The sequence below is a fragment of the Paenibacillus sp. YAE3 genome, from assembly GCF_057546105.1.
Window position 1 is genome coordinate 59109 of the sequence record NZ_BAAIYF010000003.1, and the last position, 15238, is coordinate 74346.

At 56.0% G+C, this 15238-nt stretch carries 15 protein-coding genes; 10 read left to right on the plus strand and 5 right to left on the minus strand.

What is annotated here, in order from left to right; all coding sequences use genetic code 11:
• The first annotated feature begins 107 nt into the window (after positions 1-107).
• Together AC27KL_RS06230 and AC27KL_RS06235 are read left to right on the plus strand one after the other, a co-directional pair.
• On the plus strand, positions 108-1340 hold the full coding sequence (locus AC27KL_RS06230) for an MFS transporter (RefSeq protein ID WP_487169184.1): 1233 nt from the start codon (positions 108-110) through the stop codon (positions 1338-1340).
• 360 nt (positions 1341-1700) lie between these two features.
• Positions 1701-3383: an FAD-dependent oxidoreductase gene (locus tag AC27KL_RS06235; protein WP_487169185.1), complete on the plus strand. Its 1683-nt coding sequence runs from the start codon at positions 1701-1703 to the stop codon at positions 3381-3383.
• A gap of 53 nt (positions 3384-3436) precedes the next feature.
• On the opposite strand, the gene AC27KL_RS06240 is transcribed toward AC27KL_RS06235, so the two are convergent.
• Complete coding sequence (locus AC27KL_RS06240) at positions 3437-4315, minus strand: LysR family transcriptional regulator (RefSeq protein ID WP_212951341.1); 879 nt, start codon at positions 4313-4315, stop codon at positions 3437-3439.
• Between the two features lie 164 nt (positions 4316-4479).
• On the opposite strand from AC27KL_RS06240, the gene AC27KL_RS06245 reads away from it, so the two are divergent.
• A complete protein-coding gene (locus AC27KL_RS06245) occupies positions 4480-5703 on the plus strand; it encodes an MFS transporter (RefSeq protein WP_212951343.1) in 1224 nt (407 codons plus the stop codon).
• Positions 5704-5769: 66 nt separating this feature from the next.
• On the opposite strand, the gene AC27KL_RS06250 is transcribed toward AC27KL_RS06245, so the two are convergent.
• Both AC27KL_RS06250 and AC27KL_RS06255 read right to left on the minus strand, forming a co-directional pair.
• Positions 5770-6108, minus strand: a complete 339-nt coding sequence (locus tag AC27KL_RS06250; RefSeq protein WP_036706551.1) for a VOC family protein — start codon at positions 6106-6108, stop codon at positions 5770-5772.
• Positions 6109-6267: 159 nt separating this feature from the next.
• A complete protein-coding gene (locus tag AC27KL_RS06255; RefSeq protein ID WP_036706553.1) occupies positions 6268-7158 on the minus strand; it encodes a LysR family transcriptional regulator in 891 nt (296 codons plus the stop codon).
• Between the two features lie 166 nt (positions 7159-7324).
• On the opposite strand from AC27KL_RS06255, the gene AC27KL_RS06260 reads away from it, so the two are divergent.
• Positions 7325-8023, plus strand: a complete 699-nt coding sequence (locus AC27KL_RS06260; RefSeq protein ID WP_487169186.1) for an O-methyltransferase — start codon at positions 7325-7327, stop codon at positions 8021-8023.
• On the opposite strand, the gene AC27KL_RS06265 is transcribed toward AC27KL_RS06260, so the two are convergent.
• Both AC27KL_RS06265 and AC27KL_RS06270 read right to left on the minus strand, forming a co-directional pair.
• Entirely contained in the window at positions 7965-8525 is a 561-nt protein-coding gene (locus tag AC27KL_RS06265) for a peroxiredoxin family protein (RefSeq protein WP_487169187.1), read from the minus strand. The two genes, AC27KL_RS06260 and AC27KL_RS06265, sit on opposite strands and share 59 nt — an antisense overlap.
• Positions 8526-8608: 83 nt before the next feature.
• Positions 8609-9283: a Crp/Fnr family transcriptional regulator gene (locus AC27KL_RS06270; protein WP_487169188.1), complete on the minus strand. Its 675-nt coding sequence runs from the start codon at positions 9281-9283 to the stop codon at positions 8609-8611.
• A gap of 242 nt (positions 9284-9525) precedes the next feature.
• Between AC27KL_RS06270 and AC27KL_RS06275 the strand changes: the two genes are divergently transcribed.
• The 6 genes from AC27KL_RS06275 to AC27KL_RS06300 all read left to right on the plus strand — a co-directional run bounded on the left by AC27KL_RS06275 (position 9526) and on the right by AC27KL_RS06300 (position 15110).
• Positions 9526-9897, plus strand: a complete 372-nt coding sequence (locus AC27KL_RS06275) for a GntR family transcriptional regulator (protein ID WP_036706557.1) — start codon at positions 9526-9528, stop codon at positions 9895-9897.
• The gene (locus AC27KL_RS06280) at positions 9894-10790 is read left to right on the plus strand and encodes an ABC transporter ATP-binding protein (RefSeq protein WP_036706560.1); all 897 of its coding nucleotides are present in this window, start codon (positions 9894-9896) and stop codon (positions 10788-10790) included. Before AC27KL_RS06275 ends, AC27KL_RS06280 begins: the two co-directional genes overlap by 4 nt.
• A complete protein-coding gene (locus AC27KL_RS06285; protein ID WP_036706563.1) occupies positions 10787-11470 on the plus strand; it encodes a hypothetical protein in 684 nt (227 codons plus the stop codon). Before AC27KL_RS06280 ends, AC27KL_RS06285 begins: the two co-directional genes overlap by 4 nt.
• A 138-nt stretch (positions 11471-11608) precedes the next feature.
• Positions 11609-12184 carry a spore coat protein gene (locus AC27KL_RS06290; RefSeq protein WP_036706567.1) on the plus strand — a complete coding sequence of 192 codons (576 nt, stop codon included), beginning with the start codon at positions 11609-11611 and terminating at the stop codon, positions 12182-12184.
• Between the two features lie 181 nt (positions 12185-12365).
• Positions 12366-13370: a LacI family DNA-binding transcriptional regulator gene (locus AC27KL_RS06295; RefSeq protein WP_036706570.1), complete on the plus strand. Its 1005-nt coding sequence runs from the start codon at positions 12366-12368 to the stop codon at positions 13368-13370.
• A gap of 324 nt (positions 13371-13694) precedes the next feature.
• On the plus strand, positions 13695-15110 hold the full coding sequence (locus AC27KL_RS06300) for an ABC transporter substrate-binding protein (protein ID WP_036706572.1): 1416 nt from the start codon (positions 13695-13697) through the stop codon (positions 15108-15110).
• The last annotated feature ends 128 nt before the right edge of the window (positions 15111-15238 follow it).

Here is a 15238-nt window from a genome sequence, read left to right on the forward strand (position 1 = left end):
GCTTTTTGCCGTTTATGCAGGAAAGCCGTATTTAAGGATTGACCCTTACCTTGGAGGAGGCCTCATGATGGAATCCTAAAGACGGAAAAGGAAAGGAGTCCAACCCGATGTTATCTTCATTCAAACGGTTTCGCCACCGCTTTATCCGGATTATCCTGATCTCGAATTTGTTTTCGCAGATCGGAATCTGGGTGCGGAATTTCGCGATATTGCTGTACGTCATGGACAAGACGGAAGGAAATGCGCTTTACGTTTCGCTCGTCTCGGTTGCCGAATATGCGCCGATGTTTATTTTCTCTTTTATAGGCGGCGTGTTCGCCGACCGGTGGAAACCCCGGAAAACGCTGGTTTGGTGTGATTTTCTCAGTGCGGCATCGGTAGGGATCGTTTGGCTGGCTCTGTTGAGCGGGCTCTGGGAAGCGGTGCTGCTGACGACGTTGATTTCGTCCGTGCTTTCCCAATTTTCGCAGCCGGCGGGGATGAAATGGTTTAAAATCCACGTCCCGGACGAACTGGCCCAGCCGGCGATGTCCCTGTTGCAGACCTTGTTTGCCGTCTTTATGGTGTTAGGCCCGGTCCTTGGAACGGGCGTTTATCAAACGTTCGGGATTCAAGCGGCCATCGGCATGACGGGGATCTCCTTCCTGATGTCGGCCGCTGTGCTGCTGTTCCTCCCGCCGGACCGCCCCGGCAGCGGGCAGGAAGCGGCAGCTTCGCTTTCCGTGATTCGGGACATGAAGGCAGGGATTCGATATGTTGCCGGCCGAAAAACGCTGCTGCTGCTCAGCCTTTGTTTTCTGCTCGTTGGACTCGGCGTCGGGTTGATCTCTCCGCTTAGCGTCTTTGTCGTCACGGAGAAGCTGGCCCTTCCGGCGTCGGATTTGAAATGGCTCTCCATTCCTTACGGCCTGGGGGAGATCGTCGGCGGCATCGTCACGTTCGCCGCTGCGAGCCGAATTGCGCCGAGCAGGCTGCTGGTGCTGGGACTGCTGGTCAATGCCGCCGGCATGATCCTGACGGGCCTGTCGGGCATGTTATGGCTTGCCATGCTCGCCCAATTTGTCATCGCGCTGCTGCAGCCGGCGATTTTTATCGGCAACCAGACGCTGGTGATGCAGCATACCGAAGCCGAATATATCGGCAGGGTCACCGGAATCCGCACGCCGCTGATGACGGGGGCGATGCTGCTCATGATGGGGCTGGCGGGCGTTTTGAAAAACATGTTTCCGCTTGAATGGATATACGGATTCGCCGGCTTGTGTCTGGCGGCCGGTTGTTTGGCCGTGCTTCCGCTTCTCCGGATCCACGGCGATGCGGGCGGCACCGAAGAGGCGGTATAGCCTTTCCGGCGGCCGGCGCATTTATCGATCTGGAGCATATTTGCCTCGGCCTGCCGTGCGGATTCGTTTCGACGGAGGATGGCAACCTCCCGACCGAAGAGCAGCAATGGGAAGAAACTCGCGTTCATCCAAGAAATCGCCGACAAGATTTGGAAATAATATAGAAGGGCATCCGTATGTCTTGCCTTCAGCCGTCCGGCTGAGGGCACATTTTTTCGCTTCCATTGCCGGTCTGCTTCTGATATATTTACATTATGACCATTAATTCACTAAATGTACACAAAGTAAAATAAAATCGCATGATCCACTACAACAAGCGACCTGCATAAATTTTGAAGCAACCAAAAAAGGGGGATACGTATGGAGAAATGGGATGCGAGTTACGATGTGGTGGTTGTAGGTTCCGGAGCGGGCGGGTTGACCGCTGCCTTGACGGCACAATTGAAAGGGCTTACAGCGCTGGTGATCGAAAAAACGGATCAGTACGGCGGGTCGAGCTCTTTGTCGGGCGGCGCGATTTGGGTTCCGAACAACGTTTATCTCGAACGGGCAGGGTTGAAGGATACGATGGAAAAAGCGGAGGCCTACATCGAAGCGACGGTCGGCGACAGGGTGCCGGCGGAGAGAAAACGCGCGTATTTGACCCGCGGGCCCGAAATGGTGAAATTTTTGCATGAGCATACGAACCATGTCCGGTTCGAATACATACCCGGCTATTCGGATTATTACCCCGAAGCGCCCGGCGGTTTTCCGCAAGGGAGATCGGTGGAGCCCGTCGTGTTCGACCTGAAAAAACTGGGGGAAGAGCGGAAACGCATCCGGCGCGCGAACCTGCCGACCTACGGCATGGTCATGAACGCGTACGAATTCCATAAAGTCAACATGATCACCCGAACGTGGATCGGCAAAAAAACGTCGCTGAAAATCGGCATGCGGCTGATGCGTTCGATATGTACCGGCTACCGCCCGGCAGCCTTGGGGGAAGCCTTGATCGGCCGTTTGCGGCTGTCGCTGATGGAAGCGAAAGGCGATCTATGGCTGTCGACCGCTTTTTCGGATTACGTGACGGAAGGAGGCCGCGTCACCGGCATTCATGCGGTCCGCGACGGCAAGCCGGTCCGGATCGAGGCCAAACATGGCGTCATCCTGGCTGCGGGCGGCTTTTCGCACAGCCAAGAGCTACGGGAAAAGTATTTGCCGCACCCGACGTCCGCGCAATGGACTTCGGCCGCCGAAGGCCAAACCGGCGACATTCTCGCCGCATCGCTTCGCCTGGGAGCCCGAATCGACTTGATGGATCGCGTCTGGGGAGCGCCGTCGGCGGTTCCGCCCGGGGAAAAGCCGTTTTTCCTCGTGGCCGACCGCGGCATTCCCAATATGATGATCGTGAACGGAGCCGGCGAGCGGTACGTCAATGAGGCGGTGCCCTATCATGAATTCGTCGATACGATGTACGCCCAAAACAAGCCTGAAGCGCCTACCACCCCGTCGTGGATGATTTTGGACCAGCAGGCGAAAAACCGCTACATTTTTCTCGGCTTGTTCCCGGGTCAGCCGTTCCCGAAACGCTGGCTGGAAAACGGGTTCGTGAAAAAAGGCAGCACCCCGGCCGAGCTTGCAGGGCAAATCGGCATCGATCCCGCCAGGCTCACGTCAACGTTCGAGCGCTTCAACCGCATGGCGCAAAAAGGCGAGGACGAAGACTTTCACCGCGGCGAAAGCGCCTACGACCGTTATTACGGCGACCCGACGCTCCCGAATCCGAGCCTGGCGCCGATCGCGAAAGCACCGTTTTATGCCGTTCCCGTGGTGCCGGGCGATATCGGAACCAAAGGCGGGCTGGTGACCGATGCATGCGCCCGCGTGCTCCAGGAGGACGGGACGCCGATCGGCGGATTGTTTGCGACAGGCAACTGCTCCGCCGCCGTTATGGGCGAAACGTATCCCGGTCCCGGCGCAACGCTCGGGCCTGCCATGACGTTCGGGTATGTGGCCGCGACCTATTTGGCGGAAACGAAACAAGTCAACCGGATGAAGCTGTAGTTTGAGCGAGCCTTGATCTTCAACGAAGATCGGGGCTTCCGGCCGTTCCTCCGCTATGATTTGAGGCGTTCCTCGGCAAGATGGATGAAAGCCTGCGCGGCATGGCCCAAATATTTATCCGCCCGGTAAATGATGCTCATTTCCCTGTACGGCGGATCATCATGGATGGGCAGGAACCGCAGCTTGGGGTCGCCGATGGCTTCAACCAAAGCAGGCGTCTGCACGGTGACCCCCATGTTCTCCCGGACAAACCGGAACAGCGAAGGGTTGGACGTCGTCTCCACGACGATGTTCAGGTTAAAACCGTGTTTCCGGCAGAATTGCTCGACGAGCTCCCTTCCCCAGAACCCTTTCGGATACATAATGACCGGCAGGCCGTTCAGCTCGTTCAAGGAGACCGAATCCCTGCCGGCGAACGGATGCTCTGCAGATACCACTACGCCGTACTCCTCCCGGGGCAGGCAGCGTAACACGAGCCGGTTGTCGTAAAGCGGCTTGAGCGAGATGCCGATGTCGATTTCCGCACGGAGTACGAGATCCGCCACATCGACGGCCGAGACGATTTTGAGCCGGACGTTCGGATACCGGTTGCGGAAATCGATGAACATCGGGGTCAGGCGGAAATCGAGCTCGGAAGGCAGCACCCCGACGCCGAGCGTACCGCCTTGGTGATGGCGAAGCTCGCCGATCTCCAGCTTGGCGTTCTGCAAATTTTGAAACATTCCCCGTGCGTGCTTGAGCAGGACCGCGCCCGCATCGGTCAACGCGATCCGTTTGCCGATCCTGTCGAACAGGGGCATGCCGATCTCTTCCTCCAGCGCTTTGATCTGCAGGCTTAGATTCGGCTGGGAGATGCCCACCTTATCCGCGGCCTTCGTAAAATGCAGCTCCTCGCAAACGGCCATAAAATACTCCAACTGTCTCAGTTCCATATATCCACTGCACTCCGATCCTCAACCAAAATGTTTTCCGCCTGAAGGCGGCGGTTTCTTCGTATCATTTGTATAACAAATTATTATTATAACTTCAATATAATTGATAAATGATTCCTCTCCAAGTAAGATGTGTTCAAATCGATCTGCAAGGAGAGGGAATGATGAAAAAAACTTCACGGTTCATGATGGCTGCGGCCTTTATTTTAGCTTCTTTGAATCTGCGGCCTGCGATGAACTCCGTCGCGCCCATGCTGCAAGCCATCCAGCGGGATTTGGGCATGAGCGCCTTGACGGCAAGCCTGCTCACGTCCATTCCTGTGCTGTGCATGGGGATTTTTCCGGCCTTTGCGGTCAAGCTGGGCCGGCGTGCCGGGCTGGAGCGCGTCATCGCCTGGTCGATTGCGGTCATCGGCATCGGTACGGTGCTGCGGTGGTTTACCGGGTCGCCATCGTATCTGCTCATGACCTCGATTTTGGCCGGGCTCGGGATCGCCGCGGCGGGACCGCTTCTGTCGGGCTTCATTAAGCAGTACTTTCCGACCAAGGTGCCTTTCATGATATCGCTTTACACCGTATCCATGGCGGTCGGAGCCACGCTTTCATCGGGGATGTCCCTGCCGCTGGCGGACCGGATCGGTTCGTGGCGCGAATCGTTGGCAATTTGGGCCGTCCTGGCTGCCATCGCCCTGCCGGTATGGCGGTGGTCGGTTCTTCGCCATGCCCGGCCGTCCGCTGGAGAGGCGCAGACGAATCGTACGGCCGGATTGCCCTGGCGCAGCGGAAAAGCATGGGTTCTTACGATGTCCTTCGGCCTGCTGGCCGTCTTGTTCTTCTCGGTCACGGCTTGGCTGCCGCCGGTCGTGGAGCATATGGGTTACGGCAAAGCATATGCGGCGAACATGCTCGTCCTGTTTTCTGTGACGCAGATTCCCGTCGGCCTTCTGTTCCCTCATCTGCTGCGGCGTTTTCCTTCCCGCCGTTTCTGGCTGGCGCTGGGCGCGCTGGCGATGGCCGCCGGCTTCCTGATGCTCTGGATTTCGGCGGCGCCGTGGCTTGCGGCGATTCTGATCGGCATCGGCCCCGGCGTGCTGTTTCCGGTTAATCTGATGATGCCGATCGAGGCGGTAAGCGATACGGAGCAGGCGACGGCCTGGTCGGCCATGACCCAGTCGGCCGGATACGTGATCGGTGCGCTGGGACCGATGCTGCTCGGCGTAATCCACGATGCTGCGGGCAGCTATGCGCTGCTGATCCCGGTGCTGCTGACCGTCACGCTGGCGATGGCGGCGGTTCATCAGCTGGCGGCGAAGGCGGCCAAGCCCGAAGCGCCGGATGTTTTAAACAAGCCCAGAGAAAAGGAAAAAGCCCTTCCTTTGGCAGAGTAAGGAAGGGCCTTGGATGGAACATGTTCACGCCTGCCTGCCGACCGTTCGGAACCGCCCCTTAGCCGTTTAGCAGAGCACTTCGACCGTAAAACCGCCCGGCGCCTCGACATAGAACGTGTACCCGTGCGCATGCTGCGGAGGCTTGACGTCGTAGCCGTCCTCCAGAAGCCTTTGGTTGATGCGGTCGACCTGCTCTTCGGTCGGCTGCGGGAAGCCGACGTGGAACGTTTTGGGGTACTGCACCTCGCGGCCCTTCATCAGCGTCAGGACAAAGCCGTCATCGTCCAAGAGCACGGCGAAGTTGTCGCCGCGGGTAGCCCGGCAAACCAGGCCGAAATAGGTCTCCAGAAACGACCGGGACGCCGCCACATCGGTCACCGTCAAATTCAAATGGTTGATTTTCATATGTCTCCTTCTTTCCAAGTGGAGTATGGAATCGTCATTCACCTTTATTATATGACCTTCATGCAAGTGATAAGGTTACGGCATCATGGAGGGCAAGGGCTCAACTTGAAACGGATAAAGCAGTATAGTCCTCGTTAATCATGGGAACGTAGGGGACGGTTATTGCGGATGTTGGCGAATCAGCTCCACGAGATTGCGGGCCGCGGCGTTTAGCGGCTCGTTTTTGCGCGTGCAGATCGCGATGACGTTCTTTAGGTCGATGCCATCGACGTATACGCGGCATAACTCGCCCCGGGCGACATGCTCGCGGACGACCAGCGACGATACGAAGTTGGCTCCGTACCCGGCGATGACGGCCGTAATCGCTTCATGCAGCCCGTTGAACTGCAGGGCGATTTTCGGTGCGGGAGCGCTGTACGTCCGGCATAAAGCCAGCAGCCTTTCCCGGGTGGAGCTTCCTTCTTCGCGCATCACGAAAGGCTCCTTCACCATCTCGTGAAGCGAAACCCGGCGGCCGGCGTATTTATGGCTCGGCGCCACCACGAACCACAGCTCGTCTTCGAACAATTTTTCGGTGTTCACCGAATCCGGATATGCTTCCGGCAGCCCGCCGTAAATCGCCAAATCCACTTCGACGTTCAGCAGCTGCTTCAGCGCTCCGCTGGAATTGGTCGTCGTAATGGACATTTCGACCTGCTCGTACCGCTGTTTGAACTTGGCGAGCCATGAAGGAAGGAGGAACTGCGCGGGAAGATACGTCGCTGCGAGCCGGATTTGCCCGTCCATCCCCTGACGGTAATCTTTGGCGAACTGCTCGATTTGCTGCTCGACGGCAAACAGGCGTTTGGCCAAAACGGCGACCTTCTCCCCGGCATCGGTAAGCGCGATGCCCCGGCCCTGCGGGACCATAAGCGTTAAGGCCAGCTCTTTTTCGAATTTTTTGATTTGGGCCGTAATGGCCGGCTGGCTGATGTTCAGCAGCTCGGAGGCGCGGGTGACGCTGCCGGTGTTGGCAATTTCGTGGAACAGGCGCAAAGCGTGCAGGTTCATCGTTTCTCACCTCGGATTGATTCATATATGTAATGTATGAAAACGTTAAAAAGATATATTATTCTTATCATTATATTCCGGCTACAATAAAATCAAAAGCTGATTCTCTCCAATTTCAGGTCGGCTTTTCAAAAAGTGGATGCGAAATGCGAGGAGGAGATGGAACATGAAACAAACGTGGGAACAAGTGGATGAGTATATTACGGATTTGCTTTGCCCGAACGATTCGATTCTGGATGACGTGCTTGTCGCGAACCGGCAGGCGGATCTGCCGGAAATCGACGTGACGGGAAACCAGGGAAAGCTGCTGCAGCTGCTGGTGCAAATGCAAGGGGCGAAGCGGGTGCTGGAAATCGGAACGCTTGGCGCTTACAGCACCATTTGGATGGCAAGAGGGCTGGCGGAGGGCGGAAAAATCATCTCGCTTGAGCTGGAGCCGCATCATGCCGAGGTGGCGAATGCCAACATCAAACGCGCCGGGCTGGAGCATGCGATCGAAGTTCGGCAGGGGAATGCGCTGGAACTGCTGGAGGAATTGGAGCGGGAAGGGACGGAGCCTTTCGATTTCATTTTCATCGACGCGGACAAACCGAACAATCCCCATTATTTGGAGTGGGCGCTTCGCTTCTCCCGTCCGGGCACCGTCATCGTCGGGGACAACGTCATCCGGGACGGGGAAGTTGCCAGCCGTCACAGCACCGATCCCCGGGTACGAGGCGTCAGAACCTTTTTCGATATGATCGCCGGGGACCCGCGCATATCGGCGACCGCGATTCAGACGGTGGGCAGCAAAGGGTATGACGGTTTTATGATCGGGATCGTGCAGCAAACCGTTCAATCGCCTCAAAAGGCAAATGATCGGTAATGAGACTGCCGTAGTGGGCGACCTGAACGATTCCTTGTTCATCGATCAGAAATTCGGCCGGAATCCGGTTGAAATTGGAGCCTTCCTCCGGAATCAGTTTGAATCCGGCTGCTTCCACCCGGGCCGTAATCTCGTGAATGTCCGGCTGCGCTAACGTTGCCTTCATTTTCGCTTCCGAAGATTCGACGCCGTACCGCGCGTAAATTTCTGCCTCAGGATCGGCAATAAGCGGGAAGGGGGCGTTTTGCCGCCCGACGTATTGGCGGAGGTTTGCCTCCGGAGATTCGAAAAAGGCGACGACCTCCATCCCTTGCCGCTTCCACGTTTCATATCGCTTTATAAATTGCTGCACCCGTAAATTGCATAAAGCGCAAGCGGAGTTGCGGAAAAAGGCGAGCAGAAGGTTGCGGCCCGCATAGGCGTCCGGCGTGACGGGTTCCCCGTTCTGATCCGCCGCTTCAAACCATGGGGCGGCATCTCCGGGGCGGAGCTGATTGTTCATCGTGAATCCCTCCTAATGATCGGTAAAAGGCGTTTCTCGCCCGTACCGCTACCTTATCAGGAAGGTGCCGCCTCTTCTGTGACTTAGTCACCCAACATGTCTTCAAGCCTGTTTCTCTGCAAGATTTTGATCCGTCCCCGCCCGGTTTCCACCCATCCGCTGCGCGCAAACTTAAGAAGGGTCCGCGAAACGACCTCGCGCGCTGAATTCATTTCCTCGGCCAGCTCTTGATGCGTCGCGGCTACGAGCGGCTCCTGTTCGGTGGTCACGCGCAACAATGCTTTGGCGAGCCGCTTTTCTACGGGCATCCGCTCCTTTTCTCCCATCATGTCGATCATCCGGAACGTGCTTTCGAGCAAACCTCCGAAAACGGTGCTGCGGAACGACTCATGGAACTGCACCCAGCGCAAGAAACTGCTCCGGAGCACAAACAGCACGTCCACGTCCGTTTCGGCTACCAAATAGGCGGGATAGTCCCTTCCGCTCAGCCCGCTGAGCACAAGCAGCGAACAGATTTCCCCCGCGGAAAGCCTGTTGAGCACCGTCTCGTTTCCGTTTTCGTGAACCGCCGTAATCCGGGCCGTTCCGCGGAGCAAAAACATGCCGTACAACGATGCATCCTCCCGCTGGAAGATGTTCGATTTGGCCGGGAACCGTTTGACATGCGGCCGGGCTTGCTCCCATTCTTCCTGAGAAAGACCGCTCAGGGATGGGAAGACGTCGAGCAGGTTCGTTTCTTTTATCGTCTCTATGCTCATCTGTTACTCCCTTTCGATGGTGGTATGATCCCGGATGGCGCCGGTAATCTTCGGCCTCTATCATATCATGGCTTGCAAGATGAATTTGGTGGTTATTTAGGTTCGAGACCAATGTGAGGGTTGGACCGAGTCCGTTGTGACGCGGCCCGGCCCTTTTTTATGTTTTCCGGTTGACAGGAGGAAAGTTTTGGCATATATTGAGGTTAGTTACTTGAGTAATTAACCAGTTGGGTGGTGGAGAAATGGGGCCTATTATGGATGACGGCCGTCCAATATTCATACAAATCGCCGAGAAGATTGAAGACGACATCATTGCAGGGGGGCTGCCGGAGGAGTCGCAGGTCCCTTCGACAAACCAGTTTGCGTCCTTTTACCAGATTAATCCGGCCACCGCGGCCAAGGGAGTGAATCTTCTGGTGGATCAAGGCATTCTGTATAAGAAGAGGGGGATCGGCATGTTCGTGGCGTCGGGAGCAAGGGAGACGCTGATCGAGAAACGGAAGGAGCAGTTTTTCGAGCAGTATGTCATCACGATGGTTCAGGAAGCGAGGAAGCTTGGCATTACGATCGACCAATTGACCGACATGGTCCGGAGAGGGGATGGGAAGCAATGAACCGCATCGTAGAAGTAAACCGGTTAAATAAAACGTACGGCAGCGAAACCGTCATCCAAGACGTGAGCTTTACGATCGAGGAGAACAAAATTTACGGCCTTCTCGGCAGGAACGGAGCGGGCAAAACGACGATCATGCACATGATCACGGCCCAGCTGTTTCCGTCGGGCGGGGAGCTGAAGGTATTCGGGGAACATCCTTACGAAAACAACCGGGTGCTGACCCGGATGAGCTTCATCAAGGAAAGCCAGAAATATCCGGACGTGTTCCGGATCGCGGACGTGCTGGACATTGCGGCGGACCTCTACCCCAATTGGGATCAAGGTTTCGCCGAGCAGCTGATCGAAGATTTCCGGCTCCCCGTCAAACGCCGAATGAAGAAACTGTCGCGGGGCATGCTTTCCTCGGTCGGAATCATCGTGGGCCTCGCCAGCCGAGCGCCGCTGACCATTTTCGACGAGCCTTATCTGGGGCTGGATGCGGTCGCAAGGAACCTGTTTTACGAACGGCTGCTCGAAGACTATGCGGAACATCCGCGAACGGTCATTTTATCGACGCATTTGATCGACGAGGTCAGCAATATGCTGGAGCACGTCATCGTCATCGATAACGGAAAAATCCTGCTGGACGAAGAGGCGGACAGCCTGCGCGGCAAAGCGTTTACCGCCGTCGGTCCTGCTGCAACCGTCCGCGCTTGGGCGGCAGGGAAACAGCTTATACATGAGGAAGCGATCGGCGGCCTGATGTCGGCATCCGTGCTGGGAAATTTAAGCGCGGCAGAGCGGCGGGAGGCGGAAGCGCAGGGCATCGAACTGGTCCCCGTATCGCTGCAGCAGCTGATCGTTCATTTAACGAGCGGCAAAACGAATGGAAAGGTGGCTGAACTCGGATGAACCGGATGGCAGGAGTCATGAAAATGCATTGGAGAGACAAATGGAGCTGGATTTTTATCCCGTGGGTCGTCGTGCTGTTCAGTTTTGCGACCAACCTGACCATCGGCGGATTGACCGGGGGAGAGGAAAACATCAACTCGGGCGGTCTCTCATCGATATTTATTTATATTTTTGTGTGCAGCTTGATCGTGCAGGGGCAGACCTTTCCTTTTGCGTTGGGGCTGAACGTGCGGCGGCTGGATTTCTTTGCGGGCACGAGCGCGATGGGCGTGTTGGTCTCGGCGGCTTCGGCGGTTGTTCTGCTTCTTTTTTCGCTCGCGGAGGAATTGTCGGACGGCTGGGGCGTCAGCGTGCATTTCTTTAACCTTCCGTTTATGGACGGCATTTCTCCGCTCGGACGGCTCGGCATCTACTTTGTCGTGATGGTGCATATGTTTTTCCTGGGCTTCGTGATCGCCAGCATCTACCGGCGGTTTAAAAGAACCGGCATGTTCGTGTTTTTTGCGGCGCTTTTTGTCCTGATGAGCGTGGCCACCTTTGCGCTGACGTATTTTAATTTGTGGCTCGATCTGTTCGGCTGGTTCGCGAATCATTACATGGACATTTTCGTCTGGATGGCTCCGATCGCGGTTGTGTACGCGCTGTTGTCTTACGCCATGATCCGCCGGGCGACCATCTGAGGAACGCAGGGACGTGGCAGAAGCGGGAGGAATCGGCTGAACCCGTTGCCGCATCATGCATAAATTCCGGATAAAGAGCGAAGTTTATGGGATGGAAAACAATTCTAAAAACCATGATCGCTAAAGGAGATTTTGACGATGCCGTTAGGTGCACACGAAGCCCACGAACTCAACGAATTGCTGCTCAGCTGCACGAATTCCATCCAAAGCATGGCGCTTTTCATCGATCAGGCGACCGATCCGGTCTTAAGAAACATGATCACCCGCCATTATGCCGTGCACGTTCAGGATTACAATATGAAGGTCGAATACGCGAACCGCTTCAGTTCGCCCGATCAGCTCAACGTTCCGGCCATGCCGATGAATCCGCCGATGCCTGCGATGAATCCGGGTCCGCAGCAGTATCAGCCGCTTCAGCCGCAGGTGAAGCTCCATCAGCTGGACGACCGCGCGATCGCGACTTCTTACCTGCTGACATTAAAACGGGCCGGCCGGGAGTATGCCTGGTCCGCATTCGAATGCTCCACGCCGCAGCTTCGTTCGTTCCTGGAGAACGCATTCCAGATGTGCTCGCACCAGGCTTTCGAAGTTTGGCAGTACATGGCTTCCAGAGGTTATTACGCGGCCGTGCCGGCTTCACAGGACGTGCTGCAGCCGATGCAGCAAATGTACAAATCGGTGCCGGAACATCAGCCGGGCCGGTTGTACAGCTGACGACCGCGATCCGTTTATTGAGCCGCGTTTGCGCCAAGGTCCCTTGCGAGAGGGGCCTTTTTGCTTGTGCGGAACAAGCTGCAAACCCCGTCTGAAAGCGCTTCAAAAAATGTATTGCCAACGATAAAATCCCCTGCTATAATCGCCTTGAAAAGGTTTTCTTGTAAAGGAAGTTTTGACGATGAAGCCAACGATTAGAGATGTTGCCAAAATGGCGGAGGTATCCATCAGCACCGTATCCCGGGTGATGAACGCGCCCGAGTCGGTCAACGAGAACAAAAGGATCCGCGTTTTGGAGGCCATTGAGAAGCTTGGTTACCAGCCGAATTCGTTTGCGCGCGGACTGATTTACAACAAATCCTTTACGTTCGGCCTGCTGATTCCGGATATCGAAAACGTTTATTACACCGGGATTATCCGGGGCATGCAGGACGCATGCATCAAGCTGGGGTACAGCCTGATGATCTGCAATACCGACAGGGACCGAAGCAGGATGCTTTCGTATATCGACGCGTTTCACGAAAAGCAGGTGGACGGGATCGTATTCGCAAGCGACATGATGTTTCCGGAATACCACGAGAAGCTGGTCCGCTGCAAAATTCCGTTTGTGCTGCTGTCGACGCATTCCGAGGAGTTCGAGGTTCCCTGCGTCGAAATCGATGACGAGCAAGCGGCTTACGACGCGGCGAAGTTCCTCATCGAGCTCGGCCACCGGGAAATCGGGATGATCGGTTTCGACCACGAAAATTCGATCTCCGGGCCGCCAAGGTTCAAAGGGTTCGCCAAAGCCATGCTCGAAGCGGGGCTTGAACGAAACGTCCAGAGGGTAAGGGGAGCGGCGCACAGGTTTGAGCAGGCTTATCAAGCCGCGCATGAATTGTTCACCGATTTTCCCGAGCTGACCGCCGTCTTTTGCGTGGCCGACGAATTCGCGATGGGCGTCATCTCGTATTTGAAAGACCGCAACATATTGGTTCCGGGCCAGGTATCGGTCGTCGGCTTCGACAACCTCCGGTTCGCGAACATGTTTATTCCGAAGCTGACGACGATCGCGCAGCCGATGTACGACATGGGCTACCGCGCGGCCGAGAAGCTCCACGAATTGGTGACGACGGGCAAGGTCGAGGTTCTAAGGGAAAAGATGGAGCATAAATTGATTGTCAGGGAGTCTTCGCGGGAAAGGTGAGGCGTTTGCGGCGCTGGATTTGAAAAGCTTTTCAGAATGTCGCATCCCGGTTGGTTTTGCATGCTGCGCAGCCGGGTAATAGAGAGGGTTCCTATACTTATGAAAAAACATGGTTTGACTTGAATGAATTGAAAACGCTGTATTTTGAAAATAACCTTGATTTTGCAAGGAGGTGATCCGAGCATCCGCTGCATCTGTTCACCACGCGCCGAGACCGGAAAAGACAGTCCTGCGGCCGTTTGACGAAGACGCTTGCCTATCGTTGGCGCCAGAAAAAGTCAATCGACGTTTTTCAGCCTATTTCTAAAAAGGGGATGTTAGTGTATGACCAAAGGAAAAAAAGCCAGAACATCTTTGCTGCTCTCGCTTTGCTTGTCTTTTACGATGCTGCTGAGCGCCTGCGGAGGATCGGGGGATGCCGGGCCGACAACGGAACCTGCCGCCTCCGGAGGAGACAAAAAAGATACGGCCCAGGAAACCGCCGCGCCGGAAACCGGCACCGGCTCGCCGCTCGAGCTGGCGCTGCAGGGCAAATATAAAGGAACGAAAGTGACGATGTTCGGACCGTTCGTCGACGTCGACCAGAAGAAATTTGAAGAAAGCATCAAGGACTTCGAAGACAAAACCGGCATCGACATCCAGTACGAAGGCTCCAAAGAATTCGAGGCGACGATCAACGTCCGCGTCGACGGCGGCAACGCGCCGGATATCGCCGACTTCCCGCAGCCGGGCTTGCTCGCTTCGATCGCGAAAACCGGCAAAGTCGTCGATCTGACGAACATTCTCGATCAGGAAAAGCTGAAGAAAAACTACAACCAAAGCTGGCTGGACATGGCCACCATGGACGGCAAAGACGGCAAAATCATGGCCGGGATCTGGAACCGGAGCAACGTGAAAAGCCTGGTGTGGTATCCGAAAAAGCAATTTGAAGAAGCCGGCTACAAAGTGCCCGAAACTTGGGACGAGATGATGGCCTTGACCGAGCAAATCGCCAAGGACGGAGATCCGGCATGGGCGATCGGCATCGAAAGCGGCGCCGCCACCGGCTGGCCGGGCACCGACTGGATCGAAAACATCATGCTGCGCACGACAACGCCTGAAAACTACGACAAATGGGTCAAGGGCGAGCTGCCGTTCACTTCGCCGGAAGTGAAAAACGCGTTTGAAATCATGTCAAAAATCTGGATGAACAAAGATTACGTGTACGGCGGCACCAAATCGATCGTCACGACGGCCTTTGGCGACGCGCCGAAGCCGATGTTCGAAAATCCGCCGAAAGCCTGGTTTAACCTGACCGGCAACTTCATTACCAGCTTCTTCCCTGAAACCGCGAAAGTGGATCAGGACTACGACTGGTTCTACCTGCCGCCGATCGACGAAAAATACGGCAAGCCGGTGCTCGTCGCAGGGGACATTTATGCGATGTTCAACGACCGTCCGGAAGTGCGCGCCGTCATGGAATTTTTCACGACCGGCGAGTCCATCAAGTCCTGGGTGCAGTCCGGCGGCGTGATCGCGCCAATGAACGACGCCCCGCTGGAATGGTACAATTCCGAATCCGACAGACGGATGGCGAAACTCGTGCAGGACGCAACGACGCTTCGTTTCGACGGCTCGGACCTGATGCCGGGCAAAGTCGGCGCAGGCTCCTTCTGGAAAGGCATGACCGACTACGTCAGCGGAACCGCTTCGCTGGATGAAGCGCTGCAGCAAATTCAAAAAGGCTGGGACAACAAATAACGCAAATCATGGATCCATCGAACGAATCGGGGCGGTATGCGGCTGTGCGGCCGCCCCTTTTTTCCAAAGAATCTATATCCGATGATCCCTGCTTTAGCGGCGGCGCGCAATGCCGACGAAGCCGCTTA

Bases quoted from the DNA above. Each gene is read 5' to 3' on its own strand.
- AC27KL_RS06230 (WP_487169184.1), top strand. From the start codon at position 108: ATGTTATCTTCATTCAAACGGTTTCGCCACCGCTTTATCCGGATTATC.
- AC27KL_RS06235 (WP_487169185.1), top strand. From the start codon at position 1,701: ATGGAGAAATGGGATGCGAGTTACGATGTGGTGGTTGTAGGTTCCGGA.
- AC27KL_RS06240 (WP_212951341.1), bottom strand. From the start codon at position 4,315: ATGGAACTGAGACAGTTGGAGTATTTTATGGCCGTTTGCGAGGAGCTG.
- AC27KL_RS06245 (WP_212951343.1), top strand. From the start codon at position 4,480: ATGAAAAAAACTTCACGGTTCATGATGGCTGCGGCCTTTATTTTAGCT.
- AC27KL_RS06250 (WP_036706551.1), bottom strand. From the start codon at position 6,108: ATGAAAATCAACCATTTGAATTTGACGGTGACCGATGTGGCGGCGTCC.
- AC27KL_RS06255 (WP_036706553.1), bottom strand. From the start codon at position 7,158: ATGAACCTGCACGCTTTGCGCCTGTTCCACGAAATTGCCAACACCGGC.
- AC27KL_RS06260 (WP_487169186.1), top strand. From the start codon at position 7,325: ATGAAACAAACGTGGGAACAAGTGGATGAGTATATTACGGATTTGCTT.
- AC27KL_RS06265 (WP_487169187.1), bottom strand. From the start codon at position 8,525: ATGAACAATCAGCTCCGCCCCGGAGATGCCGCCCCATGGTTTGAAGCG.
- AC27KL_RS06270 (WP_487169188.1), bottom strand. From the start codon at position 9,283: ATGAGCATAGAGACGATAAAAGAAACGAACCTGCTCGACGTCTTCCCA.
- AC27KL_RS06275 (WP_036706557.1), top strand. From the start codon at position 9,526: ATGGGGCCTATTATGGATGACGGCCGTCCAATATTCATACAAATCGCC.
- AC27KL_RS06280 (WP_036706560.1), top strand. From the start codon at position 9,894: ATGAACCGCATCGTAGAAGTAAACCGGTTAAATAAAACGTACGGCAGC.
- AC27KL_RS06285 (WP_036706563.1), top strand. From the start codon at position 10,787: ATGAACCGGATGGCAGGAGTCATGAAAATGCATTGGAGAGACAAATGG.
- AC27KL_RS06290 (WP_036706567.1), top strand. From the start codon at position 11,609: ATGCCGTTAGGTGCACACGAAGCCCACGAACTCAACGAATTGCTGCTC.
- AC27KL_RS06295 (WP_036706570.1), top strand. From the start codon at position 12,366: ATGAAGCCAACGATTAGAGATGTTGCCAAAATGGCGGAGGTATCCATC.
- AC27KL_RS06300 (WP_036706572.1), top strand. From the start codon at position 13,695: ATGACCAAAGGAAAAAAAGCCAGAACATCTTTGCTGCTCTCGCTTTGC.